Annotated in this window: 12 protein-coding genes; 8 read left to right on the forward strand and 4 right to left on the reverse strand. The window is 53.5% G+C overall.

Annotated features, from left to right (window positions below; all coding sequences use genetic code 11):
* Positions 1 to 242: 242 nt before the first annotated feature.
* Complete coding sequence (gene ydiK, locus DEU53_RS03390; protein WP_101764562.1) at positions 243 to 1,355, reverse strand: AI-2E family transporter YdiK; 1,113 nt, start codon at positions 1,353 to 1,355, stop codon at positions 243 to 245.
* 205 nt (positions 1,356 to 1,560) lie between these two features.
* On the opposite strand from ydiK, the gene DEU53_RS03395 reads away from it, so the two are divergent.
* A complete protein-coding gene (locus DEU53_RS03395; protein WP_110866024.1) occupies positions 1,561 to 4,614 on the forward strand; it encodes an FAD-binding and (Fe-S)-binding domain-containing protein in 3,054 nt (1,017 codons plus the stop codon).
* A 30-nt stretch (positions 4,615 to 4,644) separates the two neighbouring features.
* Here the strand turns inward: DEU53_RS03395 and DEU53_RS03400 are convergent, their stop codons facing one another.
* Positions 4,645 to 5,049, reverse strand: coding sequence for a hypothetical protein (locus tag DEU53_RS03400; RefSeq protein WP_110866025.1), 405 nt, complete (start codon positions 5,047 to 5,049; stop codon positions 4,645 to 4,647).
* Between the two features lie 389 nt (positions 5,050 to 5,438).
* Between DEU53_RS03400 and sufA the strand changes: the two genes are divergently transcribed.
* The 7 genes from sufA to DEU53_RS03435 all read left to right on the forward strand — a co-directional run bounded on the left by sufA (position 5,439) and on the right by DEU53_RS03435 (position 12,052).
* Positions 5,439 to 5,813, forward strand: coding sequence for a Fe-S cluster assembly scaffold SufA (gene sufA / locus DEU53_RS03405; protein ID WP_007892717.1), 375 nt, complete (start codon positions 5,439 to 5,441; stop codon positions 5,811 to 5,813).
* 7 nt (positions 5,814 to 5,820) lie between these two features.
* On the forward strand, positions 5,821 to 7,314 hold the full coding sequence (gene sufB / locus DEU53_RS03410) for a Fe-S cluster assembly protein SufB (protein WP_101764559.1): 1,494 nt from the start codon (positions 5,821 to 5,823) through the stop codon (positions 7,312 to 7,314).
* A 34-nt stretch (positions 7,315 to 7,348) separates the two neighbouring features.
* Complete coding sequence (gene sufC / locus DEU53_RS03415) at positions 7,349 to 8,095, forward strand: Fe-S cluster assembly ATPase SufC (protein ID WP_008102973.1); 747 nt, start codon at positions 7,349 to 7,351, stop codon at positions 8,093 to 8,095.
* Complete coding sequence (gene sufD, locus DEU53_RS03420) at positions 8,070 to 9,347, forward strand: Fe-S cluster assembly protein SufD (protein ID WP_110866026.1); 1,278 nt, start codon at positions 8,070 to 8,072, stop codon at positions 9,345 to 9,347. Before sufC ends, sufD begins: the two co-directional genes overlap by 26 nt.
* Positions 9,344 to 10,567: a cysteine desulfurase SufS gene (sufS, locus tag DEU53_RS03425; protein ID WP_110866027.1), complete on the forward strand. Its 1,224-nt coding sequence runs from the start codon at positions 9,344 to 9,346 to the stop codon at positions 10,565 to 10,567. The genes sufD and sufS overlap by 4 nt, the downstream gene beginning before the upstream one ends.
* Positions 10,568 to 10,587: 20 nt before the next feature.
* A complete protein-coding gene (gene sufE / locus DEU53_RS03430; protein WP_101764556.1) occupies positions 10,588 to 11,004 on the forward strand; it encodes a cysteine desulfuration protein SufE in 417 nt (138 codons plus the stop codon).
* A gap of 61 nt (positions 11,005 to 11,065) precedes the next feature.
* Positions 11,066 to 12,052 carry a L,D-transpeptidase family protein gene (locus DEU53_RS03435; RefSeq protein WP_101764555.1) on the forward strand — a complete coding sequence of 329 codons (987 nt, stop codon included), beginning with the start codon at positions 11,066 to 11,068 and terminating at the stop codon, positions 12,050 to 12,052.
* Positions 12,053 to 12,127: 75 nt separating this feature from the next.
* Here DEU53_RS03435 and DEU53_RS03440 read toward each other — a convergent pair whose 3' ends face one another.
* Entirely contained in the window at positions 12,128 to 12,364 is a 237-nt protein-coding gene (locus DEU53_RS03440) for a major outer membrane lipoprotein (RefSeq protein WP_007892735.1), read from the reverse strand.
* A gap of 304 nt (positions 12,365 to 12,668) precedes the next feature.
* A complete protein-coding gene (gene pykF, locus DEU53_RS03445) occupies positions 12,669 to 14,081 on the reverse strand; it encodes a pyruvate kinase PykF (protein WP_110866028.1) in 1,413 nt (470 codons plus the stop codon).
* Positions 14,082 to 14,307: the final 226 nt, after the last annotated feature.

Raw genomic sequence — 14,307 nt, forward strand, 5'->3', positions numbered from 1 at the left:
CAATTCAGCTGTAAAAATAATCATTCCGTAAGAGAATTCCGCCTAAAGCGCCTAAAACTGCGTTTTTTCTTAAAAACCGCTTATGAAAAAAAATTATTATCAGTAAGAAATGCGCGGGGGCGATGTTGGGGCATTAGGCGGGTTAAAGTAAGGCCAGTGTAAAACTGAGAGAACGTGTATCTTCGCTGAGTGGGCGTTAATGTGAATGAGGTCGCCATGAACGGCGACCCGGCGGGGAACGCTTAATGTAATTCTTCTTCGTGATCGGCCAACGCTTCGATGGCGGTCTGCACATCGTCATCCGGTTCGGGCGCTTCATGCATCCACACTGAAACCAGACGATAAGAAACCGCCAGGACCACCGGACCGATAAACAGCCCAATCATACCGAAAGCAATCAATCCGCCAATAACGCCGGAAAGAATCAGGATCATCGGTAGATCGGCACCCATGCGAATCAACACCGGACGCAACACGCTGTCCAGCGTACCGACCACGCAACTCCATACCAGCAGCACCGTGCCCCACGTGGTATCGCCGCTCCAGTACAGCCAGATAATCGCTGGCACTAACACTACCAGCGGCCCGAGCTGTACCAGGCAGGTCAGAATCATCAACACGGTTAACAGCGTGGCGTAAGGAATGCCGGAAATGGCTAAACCAATGCCGCCGAGCACGCCCTGAACCAGCGCGGTGACCACCACGCCCAGCGCCACAGCACGAATCGCCTGACCGGCCAGCAGCACTGCGGCATCGCCACGGCGTCCACTCATGCGATAGGCAAAATGACGAATGCCGTGGCCCACCTGCTCGCCGCGCCAGTAGAGCAGCACGCTGAACAACAGCATCACGATGAGGTGCATCATAAAGCGGCCGAAGTGGCCGGCCTGCGCCACAAAGAAGCCGGTGGTGCGACCAATATAAGGCTGCACCTGATTCAGCATCGCTGCGCCGCCGCCATCCACTAATTTGTGGTAGCTCGAGTAGAGTTTCCTGCCGACATAGGGAATCTGTCGCAACCAATCGAAGTCAGGCATCACCAGATGGCGCTGCGTTGCCCAGGCGATCACCGGCGCACTGTTATCAATCAGGCTGCTGACCAACAGGGCGATAGGAATAATAAACAACAGTAATAGCAAAATGGTCATGGCGATCACCGCCAGCGAGCGGCGTCCCCACAACATGTGCTGTAGACGAATCATCAACGGCCAGGTGGCGATCACCACCATGCTGGCCCAGGCGAAGCCAAGAATAAAGGGCTGCACCACCCACAGACTGGCGATGATCATGATTAGAATGAACATCAGTGAAAACAGCATTTGCGGTAAATCCATACCGCGTTGCAGGTCTTTCATCACAACGGTTAACCTCGATTGAATCCTTCAGAGTGGGGCTGAACAGCCCTGATTAATGATGATCTATTTCCTGAAAATTAAACAGGAAAAGCAGCGACGGCGGTGCGCTTTCCTGAAAAAACAGCAGCCAGCAGAAAAGTATGATAAAACCAAGGGCTGAAAAAAATCACGACGCAAACGTTTACAACATCTCGGTCACTCAATAATGATCCCACAGATTTCTCAGGCACCGGGCCTCGTTCAACTGGTGCTGACATTCCTGCAGTCCTTGAAAGAGCAGGGCTTTACCGGCGATACCGCCACCAGCTATGCCGATCGCCTCTCGCTTGCCACCGACAACAGTATTTATCAGCTGCTGCCTGATGCGGCGCTGTTTCCGCGCTCGACAGCGGATGTGGCGTTGATTGCGCGCCTTGCCGGTGAAACCCGTTTTACCAGCCTGGTGTTTACGCCACGCGGTGGCGGCACCGGCACCAACGGACAGTCGCTGAATCAGGGCATCGTGGTGGATATGTCGCGCTACATGAACCGCATCCTGGAAATCAACACCGAGCAAGGTTGGGTGCGGGTTGAAGCGGGCGTGGTGAAAGATCAACTCAATGCGTGGCTCAAGCCGTATGGCTTCTTCTTCTCGCCGGAGCTCTCCACCAGCAATCGCGCCACGCTCGGCGGCATGATCAACACCGATGCTTCGGGCCAGGGTTCGCTGGTGTATGGCAAAACCTCCGATCACGTTGAAGGCCTGCGCGCGGTGCTGCTGGGTGGCGACATCCTTGATACGCGCGCCATGCCGACTGAATTGGCGGAACAGCTGGCCAGCACGCCGACCGCGGAAGGGCGCATTTACCAGCAGGTGTTGAGTCGCTGCCGCGAACAGCGCGATCTGATTCTGGAGAAATTCCCCAAGCTCAATCGCTTCCTGACCGGCTACGATCTGCGTCATGTGTTCAGCGACGATTTGCAGACGTTTGATTTGACGCGTTTGCTGTGCGGCGCGGAAGGCACATTGGCCTTTATTACCGAAGCGCGCCTCGACATCACGCCCATCCCTAAAGTGCGCCGTCTGGTCAACATCAAATACGATTCGTTCGACTCGGCCCTGCGTAACGCCCCTTTAATGGTGGAAGCCAAAGCGCTTTCGGTGGAAACCGTTGACTCAAAAGTCCTGAATCTGGCGCGAGAAGATATCGTCTGGCATTCGGTAAATGAATTAATTACCGATGTGCCAGATAAACAGTTGCTGGGGCTCAACATCGTGGAGTTTGCCGGTGATGATGGCGAACTGATTGAGCAGCAGATTAGCACGCTATGTCAGCGCTTAGATGAGCTGATGCAGCAGCAGATGGGCGGCGTCATCGGCTATCAACTGTGTGACGATTTAGGCGGTATCGAGCGCATCTATAATATGCGCAAAAAAGCGGTTGGCCTGCTGGGGAACGCCAAAGGGCGCGCCAAGCCGATTCCGTTTGTGGAAGACACCGCGGTGCCGCCAGAACAGCTGGCGGATTACATCGTCGATTTTCGCGCGCTGCTCGACAGTCACGGCCTGAGCTACGGCATGTTTGGGCACGTGGATGCGGGCGTGCTGCATGTGCGTCCGGCGCTGGATATGTGCGATCCGCAGCAGGAGCTGCTGATGAAGCAGATCTCTGATGAAGTGGTGGCGCTGACCGCGCGCTACGGCGGTTTATTGTGGGGCGAGCACGGCAAAGGTTTTCGCGCGCAGTACAGCCCGGAATTCTTTGGCGAAACGTTATTCAATGAGCTGCGCCGCATCAAAGCCGCGTTCGATCCTGACAACCGCATGAATCCCGGCAAAATCTGTACGCCGCTCGGCAGTGATGAACCGATGATGCAGGTTGATGCGGTGAAACGCGGCACCTACGATCGGCAGATTCCGGTTACGGTGCGCAACGAGTGGCGCGGTGCGATGGAGTGTAATGGCAACGGTTTGTGCTTCAACTTCGATGCACGTAGCCCAATGTGCCCGTCGATGAAAATTACCCGCAACCGCATTCACTCGCCGAAAGGGCGCGCCACACTCACGCGTGAATGGCTGCGTTTGCTCTCCGAGCAGGGCGTGGATCCTACCCAACTTGAGCAGGCGCTGCCGAAACAGGGCGCCAGCTTGCGTACGCTGATTCAGCGCACGCGTAATACCTGGCACGCAAATCAGGGCGAATATGACTTCTCGCACGAAGTGAAAGAGGCGATGTCGGGCTGCCTGGCGTGTAAAGCCTGCTCGACGCAGTGCCCAATCAAGATCGATGTGCCGAACTTCCGTTCACGCTTCCTGCAGCTGTATCACACCCGCTATCTGCGCCCGATGAGCGATCATCTGGTAGCCACCGTGGAGAGTTACGCGCCGCTGATGGCCAAAGCGCCTAAGGTGTTCAACTTTTTCCTTAAGCAGCCGTGGATGCGCGAGCTGAGCAAAAAGCATATCGGCATGGTGGATTTGCCGCTGCTGTCATCGCCGAGCCTCAAGCAGCAGTTAGGCGGCCATCCGGCGATGAACCTGACGCTGGAGCAGTTAGAAGCGCTGGATGCGGCGCAACGCGAAAACTGCGTGCTGGTGGTACAAGATCCCTTTACCAGCTATTACGAGGCACAGCTGGTCACCGATTTCGTCAAGCTGATTGAGAAACTCGGTTATCGTCCGGTGCTGCTGCCGTTCTCACCGAATGGCAAGGCGCAGCATGTGAAAGGCTTCCTGCAGCGCTTTGCGCGCACCGCCAGCAAAACCGCTGATTTTCTCAATCGCGTGGCAAAACTGGGCATGCCGATGGTCGGTGTCGATCCGGCGACAGTGCTCTGTTACCGCGATGAGTACCATCAGGTGCTGGGCGGGCAGCGCGGCGAGTTTAACGTGCAGCTGGTGCATGAGTGGCTGCAAACCGCCTTGTCGGCACGTGCGGAGCAAACCGCCAGCGGCGAAGCCTGGTATCTGTTTGCGCACTGCACCGAAGTGACCGCGCTACCGTCCACGCCGAATCAGTGGCAGAGCATTTTTGCGCGCTTTGGTGCGAAGCTGGAAAACGTCAATGTGGGCTGCTGCGGAATGGCGGGAACCTATGGCCATGAAAGCGTAAACCTAGAGAATTCGCTGGGGATTTATGAGCTGTCCTGGCATCCGCAATTGCAAAAGCTGCCGCGTCAGCGCTGTCTGGCAACCGGTTTTTCGTGTCGTAGTCAGGTAAAACGCGCAGAAGGCAATGGCATGCGTCATCCACTGCAAGCGTTACTGGAAATGATGTAAACAAATTGTAGGAGACGTCACAAAGCTGGATTAGAATATCCAGCCTGCGTGGCGAACAAAATCACTCTGCAGGCGGGTGGCTTGATCCCACTCGCCGCTGAGCGCCAGTTGATGACACAAGCGTGTTAATGACAGGCGCGCCAGTTGATAGGCCTGAATCCGGAACAAACGGTCACGATCGGCATTGCCCATCTCCTGCACTAAGCGGTGATGGAGCTTGCCCATGGCATGCAGAAAGCTGTGATCGTCACCATTGATTTCGCAGATTTCTGCCATATCCAGGCAGGTGTCGTTAAAGCGACGCAGTTGGTCGAGTGTGCAATCAGTGCGGTTGAGCTTTGCCTGAGCCATGTACAAGTCAACGGTGATATCACGCACCGAAAACTTATATTCGTCGATTTTATGTTGTAACCAGGCTGAGACGGTAAGCGTCATATCGCCACCTTTTTAGGTTAATGATAATCATTATCATATTAAACCGCGTCAGGAATGCAATTCCCGCTGTGAAATTTTATTGATTTCCTCTGCCTGTTACTAAAATCGGTAATAACAATTTCTTTACATAGTGGAAAGGCGTAACCTATCAATCAGGATGGAAACGTAAAATTGATTTTGGGAATTTTACGAGAATTTAACGGGTTACGTTGGTTAGGCGCGCACGGGAATGCTGCCGTCAATCTGCTTTGAAGCGACTATGCTTAATAAAGCAGCAGTAAAAAACAGCACGAGATGATTATCCCTGCAAAACAAGAGGTTGAAGTGATATCTGATATCACTACCATAGGGGGATAGCCTGAAAAGGCCCAGACATACGAGGTAGCACAATGTCATCAGTAAATGCCGACTCTTTTTCACCCGAAGATTTCGTCTGGAAAGGGCTCACGCTGACCGAATCGGCAGCGAAACAGATTCTTAACCTGGTAGAACAAGACCCTGAAGTCAAGGGCTTGAAACTGGGTGTGAAAACGTCCGGCTGTGCCGGTTTTGGGTACGTTATGGACCTGGTGAAAGATCCTGCCGATGACGACCTGCAGTTTGAGCAATTCGGCGCAAAACTGTTTGTGCCACTTCAGGCGATGCCGTTTGTTGACGGTACCGAGCTGGATTATGTCCGCGAAGGTCTTAACCAGATTTTTAAATTCAACAACCCTAAAGCTCAACACGCCTGCGGGTGCGGTGAAAGCTTTGGCGTCGAGTAAGTGAAATATGTCACGACACAGCGAAGCATCTGACGATGTACAAATGTGGGAAGGTAAGCTCAACTATAAAGAGGGCTTCTTTACCCAGTTACAAACTGAAGAATTTGCCCACGGCATCAATGAAGATGTGGTGCGCGCCATTTCGGCTAAACGTAACGAACCTGAATGGATGCTTGAATTCCGTCTCAAGGCGTTCCGCGCCTGGGAGCAAATGGAAGAGCCGCACTGGCTGAAAGCGCACTACGAGAAACTGGATTATCAGGATTACAGCTATTATTCCGCGCCGTCCTGCGGCAACTGCGATGACAGCTGTGCTTCTGAACCCGGTGCCACGCAAACCTCCGGCAGCGTCGCGTCCAGCGACTACCTGACGAAGGAAGTGGAAGACGCGTTCAACCAGTTAGGCGTTCCGGTGCGTGAAGGTCGTGAAGTGGCGGTGGATGCGATTTTCGACTCCGTCTCCGTTTCAACCACCTATCGCGGCAAGCTGGCGGAGCAGGGCATCATCTTCTGCTCGTTCGGCGAAGCGATTCACGATCACCCTGAGCTGGTGCAGAAGTATCTCGGCACCGTCGTGCCGCCAAACGATAACTTCTTCGCTGCGCTGAACTCCGCTGTGGCCTCTGACGGTACCTTCGTTTATATCCCGAAAGGCGTACGTTGCCCGATGGAGCTGTCGACCTATTTCCGTATCAACGCGGCAAAAACCGGTCAGTTCGAGCGCACCATTTTGATCGCCGATGAAGACAGCTACGTCAGCTACATCGAAGGTTGCTCTGCGCCTGTGCGTGACACCTATCAGCTGCACGCCGCAGTGGTAGAAGTGATCATCCATAAAAACGCTGAAGTGAAATACTCCACCGTACAGAACTGGTTCCCAGGCGGCGAAGGCGAGGGCGGTATCCTCAACTTCGTGACCAAACGTGCCCTGTGCGAAGGCGATCACAGCAAGATGTCCTGGACGCAGTCTGAGACGGGTTCGGCGATCACCTGGAAATATCCAAGCTGCATTCTGCGCGGTGATTACTCGATCGGTGAGTTCTACTCGGTCGCACTGACCGCAGGCCGCCAGCAGGCGGATACCGGTACCAAGATGATTCACATCGGTAAAAACACCAAGTCGACCATCATCTCCAAAGGTATCTCTGCCGGTAAGAGTCAGAACACCTATCGTGGCCTGGTGAAAATTATGCCAACCGCGACCAACGCGCGTAACTTCACCCAGTGTGACTCGATGCTGATTGGTGCCGAGTGCGGTGCGCACACCTTCCCATATGTGGAAACGCGCAACAACACCGCCCATCTGGAGCACGAAGCCACCACCTCGCGCATCGGTGAAGATCAGATGTTCTACTGCCTGCAGCGTGGCATCAGCGAAGAAGATGCGATCTCAATGATCGTCAACGGCTTCTGCAAAGACGTTTTCTCCGAGCTGCCACTGGAATTCGCCGTGGAAGCGCAAAAATTGTTAGCTATCAGCCTTGAGCACAGTGTGGGCTGATGCCCGTTGCCGGAAGCAATGTGAAGGAAAGAGTATGTTAAGCATTAAAGATTTGCAGGTTAGCGTTGAAGACAAAGAGATTTTGCGCGGTCTGAACCTCGAAGTGAAACCAGGCGAAGTCCACGCCATCATGGGACCGAACGGTTCAGGTAAAAGTACCCTGTCTGCAACGCTGGCTGGCCGTGAAGATTACGAAGTCACTGGCGGTTCTGTCACCTTCAAGGGCAAAGACCTGCTGGAACTTGAGCCAGAAGAGCGTGCCGGTGAAGGCATCTTCATGGCGTTCCAGTATCCGGTAGAAATTCCGGGCGTCAGCAACCAGTTTTTCCTGCAGACCTCGGTCAACGCGGTACGTAAATACCGTGAGCAGGAGCCGCTGGACCGTTTCGACTTCCAGGATTTCATCGAAGATAAAATCCAGCTGCTGAAGATGCCAGAAGATTTGCTGACCCGTTCAGTGAACGTGGGCTTCTCTGGTGGTGAGAAGAAGCGCAACGACATCCTGCAGATGGCGGCACTGGAACCTGAGCTGTGCATCCTTGATGAAACCGACTCCGGTCTGGATATCGATGCGCTGAAAATCGTGGCAGAAGGCGTAAACAGCCTGCGCGACGGTAAGCGTTCATTCATCATCGTAACGCACTACCAGCGTATTCTGGATTACATCAAGCCGGACCACGTACATGTGCTGTATCAGGGCAAGATCGTTAAATCTGGCGACTTCTCGCTGGTGAAACAGTTGGAGGAGCAAGGCTATGGCTGGCTTACCGACCAAGAGTGATAACGCCCTGCAGCAGTGGCATCATCTGTTTGAATCGCGCGGTGACGTACGTTCTTTGCAGGCGCAGCAGCACTGGCAGCAACTGATGCGTGTCGGCCTGCCGACGCGTAAGCATGAAAACTGGAAATACACGCCGCTTGATGGCCTGTTGGCGCAGCAGTTTGTGCTGCCGCAGCCGCAGGAAGTGAGCGCGGAACAAGTTGAAGCGCTGGCGCTGCCGGTTGATGCGGTGCGTTTGGTGTTTGTTGACGGTCGTTTTCAGGCTGAATTGAGCAGCCGTGATACCGGCCTGTTTGAAATTCAGCATGCGCAGGCTTCTGAGCGTCGTCCGCTACCGGCACCGATTCAGCCGGAAGTGTTCCTGCATCTGACTGAAAGTCTGGCAGAAGAAGCCACGACAATTCGTCTGGCGCGTGGTAAATCAGCGGCTAAACCGCTTTATCTGTTGCACATCACCAGCGGTCAGGATGCGGGCACTAACACCGTGCACCATCGCCACCATCTGCAGCTGGAAGCCAGCGCAGAAGCGGAAGTGATTGAGCACTATGTCACGCTGAATGACGTGGCGCACTTTACCGGCGCGCGTTTCACTTTCGACGTGGCCGACAATGCCAAACTGCAGCACATCAAACTGTCATTTGAGAGCGAGAAGGCTTACCACTTCGCGCACAATGATGTGGTGATGGGCCGCGATGCGAATGTGGCCACTACCAGCTTCCTGCTGGGTGCCGGCTTATCGCGTCATAACACCAGCGCGCAGCTTAATGGCGAAAATACCAATCTGGCGATCAACAGCTTGTCGTTGCCGGTGAATCAGGAAGTGTGCGATACCCGCAGCTATCTGGAACACAACAAAGGCTACTGCACCAGCCGTCAGATGCATAAAGTCATCGCGCGCGATAAAGGTCGTGCAGTGTTCAACGGCATGATAAAAGTGGCGCAGCACGCGCTGAAAACCGATGGACAGATGACTAACAACAACCTGTTGCTGGGCCGTCTGGCTGAAGTGGACACCAAGCCGCAGCTGGAAATCTATGCGGATGACGTGAAGTGCAGCCACGGTGCGACCATTGGTCGTATTGATGAAGAGCAGATGTTCTACCTGCGCTCGCGCGGCATCGATGAGACTGCCGCACAGCGTATGATTATCCATGCCTTTGCCGCTGAACTCACCGAAACGCTGGAGAATCCGGTATTGCGTCAGGTGGTGCTGCAGCGCATTGCCGCGCGTATCCCGGGAGTTGAGTCATGAGTTTCGATCTCGAACGCATCAGAGCGGAATTTCCGATTCTGAAACGTGAGGTCAACGGACATCCGCTGGCCTACCTTGATAGCGCGGCCAGCGCACAGCGCCCGCTCGCGGTCATCAATGCGGAAAGTTATTTCTACCAGCACGGCTATGCGGCCGTGCACCGTGGTATCCATTCGTTGAGCGCGCAGGCGACCACCGACATGGAGAACGTACGTCATCAGGCCGCGCATTTTCTTAACGCCGCTTCGCCAGAAGAGATTATTTTCGTCAAAGGCACCACGGAAGCCATCAATCTGGTGGCTAACAGTTGGGGCGGCAGTCAGTTGCAGCCGGGCGACAACATCATCGTCACCGAGATGGAGCATCACGCTAACATCGTGCCGTGGCAGATGGTGGCGCAGCGCACTGGCGCAGAAATTCGCGTTTTGCCGCTGAATGCGCAGGGCGAGCTGGCGCTGGAACAGCTGAGTGGTTTGATCGATAGCCGCACCCGTTTGCTGGCGGTCACCCACGTTTCTAACGTGCTCGGCACCGTCAATCCCGTAAAAACTATCGTGGCACAAGCGAAAGCCGCTGGTGTGATTACGTTGGTGGATGGCGCGCAGGCGGTGATGCATCACACGGTGGATGTGCAGGATATTGACTGCGACTTCTACGCTTTCTCCGGCCATAAAATTTATGGTCCAACTGGCATTGGTGTGCTGTATGCGCGTAAAGCGTTGCAGGAGATCATGCCACCCTGGGAAGGCGGCGGTTCGATGATTTCGGAGGTTGTGCTGCCAACCGGCACCACCTTTAACACTACGCCATGGCGTTTCGAAGCGGGCACGCCGAATACCGGCGGCATCATTGGTTTGGGTGCGGCGTTAACGTGGATCAGCGAACTGGGCCTGGACGTGATTCATCAGCGCGAATCGATGCTGATGCGTTATGCGCTGGATAAACTGGCTTCGGTGCCGGATCTGGTGATTTACGGTCCGGAAAGTCGCAGCGGCGTGGTGGCCTTTAACCTCGGCAACCATCACGCCTTTGATGTCGGCAGTTTCCTTGATCAATACGGTATTGCGATCCGCACCGGCCATCACTGTGCGATGCCGCTGATGCGTCATTATGCGGTGCCGGCCATGTGTCGTGCCTCCTTCGCGCTGTACAACACCGAAGAAGAAGCCGATCGTCTGGCCGCAGGTTTGACCCGTATTCATCGTCTGCTGGGCGGTTGAGCAGACTTCAGGAGTGATTCATGGCGAATTTGCCAGATAAAGAGAGACTGGTTCGTAACTTCAATCGTTGCGCAAACTGGGAAGAGAAGTACCTCTACATCATTGAACTCGGTGGGAAATTACCAGAATCCTCCGAAAGCTTACAGCAGCCGGAACACGTGATTTCAGGTTGTCAGAGCCAGGTGTGGATACGCATGACCCCGCAGGCCGATGGCACCATCGCCCTCGAAGGCGACAGCGATGCCGCCATCGTTAAAGGTTTGATTGCAGTGGTATTTAGTCTGTATCAAGGGCTTAAGGCGTCAGAGATTCTCGATCTCGATGTGCGCCACTGGTTCGGCGAATTGGCGCTGACCTCACATCTCACTCCCTCGCGTTCGCAGGGGCTGGAAGCGATGATTCGCGCGATCCGGCATAACGCTCAGACCCTCAGCTAAGTTACACTCTCCAGACCCCGGCTTGACCGGGGTCTGTTCTATCCGACAAAGAGAAAATTGCATGAAACCAGCCTTACGTTTAGCCGGTGCATTGCTGTTGTCCTGTTGCGGACTCTCTGCACCTGCATTTGCTACGGAATATCCCCTACCAGCCGATAATAGCCGTTTGATTGGCGAAAACACCCTGACCACCGTGCCGGATGACAAGCGGCCGCTGGAGAGCATTGCCGCACGTTATAAGATAGGCATGCTCGGCATGCTTGAAGCTAATCCAGGCGTTGATCCCTGGCTCCCCAAGGCTGGCACACAATTAACCGTGCCACTGCAGATGCTGCTACCCGATGCACCACGGGAAGGTATCGTGATTAACCTCGCGGAACTGCGACTTTACTATTATCCGAAAGGTGAAGATCGTGTGGTCGTCTATCCGATCGGGATTGGTCAATTAGGCGCTATGACGCCAACCATGGTCACCAGCATCAGCCAGAAAATCCCGAATCCTACCTGGACGCCCACCACCAATATCCGCAAGCGCTACGCCAAAGAGGGCATTACTTTGCCGGGCGTGGTGCCAGCCGGGCCTGATAACCCAATGGGGCTGTTTGCGATGCGTCTGGCGCGTGGGACCGGTCAGTATCTGATTCACGGCACCAATGCTGACTTTGGTATTGGCATGCGCGTAAGTTCCGGCTGCATTCGCTTGCGACCGGATGATATTGAAGCGCTGTTCAACAGCGTGCCGAAAGGGACGCGGGTGCAGGTGATCAATCAGCCCATCAAATATGCGATTGAACCCGACGGTAAGCGCTACGTTGAAGTGCATCAGCCGTTATCACGTAATGATAAGGACGATCCGCAAACCATGCCGATTGCGCAGTCAGCGCAGCTGAAAGCCTTCTCGAAGAGCGAGAAGAGTGATACGGCGTTGATCAAGGAAGCGATAGCCCGACGTTCCGGGATGCCGGTATTAGTGAGCAGCGGTGAGCCGGTGACAGATGAAAGCGCAGTACCAATGGAGCAGCGTGGTGAGGCCGTGGCGCAGCCCTGAATTCGGACCAGAGAATCGCAGAATCAGGACAAAAAAAATGGTGCCACATGGGCACCATTTTTCAAACCAGAACTCTTACTTACGGTAAGAGTGAGCCTGGTTGTCCAGACGCTGGTTAGCACGAGCTGCGTCATCTTTAGCAGCCTGAACGTCAGAACGGATTGCGTTCACGTCGTTGCTCAGCTGATCAACTTTAGCGTTCAGAGTCTGAACGTCTGAAGACAGTTGGTCGATTTTAGCGTTGCTTGAGCAACCAGCCAGCATAGTTGAAGCCAGGATTACAGCGCCCAGTACCAGTTTAGTGCGATTCATTCTTTATACCCTCTAGATTGAGTTAATCTCCATGTAGCGTTACAAGTATTACACAAAGCTTTTTGAGTTGAGAATAAATTTTTGATGAGAACATGCTTAAATTTGATCGTTCGCTCAAAGAAACAGCATTTAACAGAAGATGATGAAAATAATTAGCTAAAACAGAGAGATTTAATCGGACTAACCTTAATCATACGAGATTTTGAATAGTTAATTTCGATTGGAAATTTCTGGCTTTTGTATTACCTCGGCAATAAAAAAAGCGCCTTTAAAAGGCGCTTTTAAATAAAAATTCAGTTGCTAATCAGATTACATGTACAGACGCGGTGTTTGTCGTTCCGCTTGGTACTAATGCACCTGAAACCATTACCACCACATCGCCTTTCTGCGCATATCCGCTTTCCAGCGCCATTTCTTTACCAATGCGGTAGAAATCATCAGTTGAGGCAATTTCTCTCACCAGATGAGTTTCGATACCTTTGCTCAGAATCAGCTGACGAGCGGTGGTTTCGTTGGTGGTGAGCGCCAGAATGGTGGCATCCGGGAAATACTTACGGATAGCTTTAGCAGATTTACCACCTTCGGTGGCTACAACAATTAGTGGTGCTTCCAGCTTCTCTGCAGTCTCAACGGCACCGCGGCATACCGCTTCGGTGATGCGCAGCTTGCGTGAATCCTGCAGCGAGTCAATGCGGGATTTCATCACGCGATCGGTACGCTCACAGATGGTCGCCATGATGGTGACCGACTCCAGTGGATAACGACCTTTAGCACTCTCACCAGACAGCATGACCGCATCGGTACCATCGAGGATGGCGTTCGCCACGTCGCCGGCTTCCGCGCGGGTAGGGCGTGGGTTCTTGATCATGGAATCCAGCATCTGCGTCGCGGTGATAACCACTTTGCGTGCTTTATTACATTTCTTAATCATCATCTTCTGCGCGAAGATCACTTCCTCAACCGGGATCTCAACGCCGAGGTCGCCACGAGCAACCATGATGCCGTCTGAGGCTTCGAGGATCTCATCGAAGTTGTTCAGGCCTTCCTGGTTCTCGATTTTCGAGATGATCTGAATATGCTCGCCGCCATGCGCTTTCAGGTGCTCACGGATTTCCAGCACGTCAGAACGCTTACGAATAAACGAAGCGGCGACGAAATCAACGTTCTGCTCGCAACCAAAGATCAGGTCGCGCTTATCTTTTTCCGCCAGTGCAGGCAGCTGAATGGAGACACCTGGCAGGTTAACGCCCTTGTTCTCACCCAGATCGCCATTGTTCAGGACATTACAGATTACTGAATTCTCAGTCACTTCTGTGACCTGCATACCGATCAAACCATCGTCGACCAGAACGGTGTTACCAATTTTCAAGTCTTCAGTGAAGCCGGCGTAGGTCACGGCAACACGTTCGCTGTTACCAATGACTGACTGATCGGTGGTGAAGGTGAAGGTCTGGCCGGCTTTCAACGACACATCGTTGCCGCCTTCCAGTTTCATGGTACGAATTTCCGGACCTTTGGTGTCCAGCAGAATAGCGGCCTGACGACCGGTTTTTTCCATAACGGCACGCATGTTGGTGATGCGTTGGCCATGTTCAGCGTAATCCCCGTGCGAGAAGTTAAGGCGCATCACGTTCATGCCCGCTTCCAGCAGTTGGGTCAGCATTTCTTCGGATTCGGTTTTTGGACCGATAGTACAAACGATTTTGGTCTTTTTCATGTCAGGTTTTCTATAAGTTGTGATGGATGATAAAGGTCGGGATTCGATGCGCACGGCACCGAAGTGAGAATATTTATGGTGTTGGATCGGATTTCACAGAAATAAGAATAGGAGACGAAAGCAAAGCGTGCAGAGAAGTTATGCAGTACGCGAGGGAACTGAGTGATCAGTGTTGCGCAAATCATTGGAGTTGTTTGCATAGGCACGTTAGCGCTGAAACCTTTCA

The sequence above is a fragment of the Pantoea sp. AG1095 genome (assembly GCF_003208415.1).
GTDB lineage: Bacteria > Pseudomonadota > Gammaproteobacteria > Enterobacterales > Enterobacteriaceae > Pantoea > Pantoea leporis.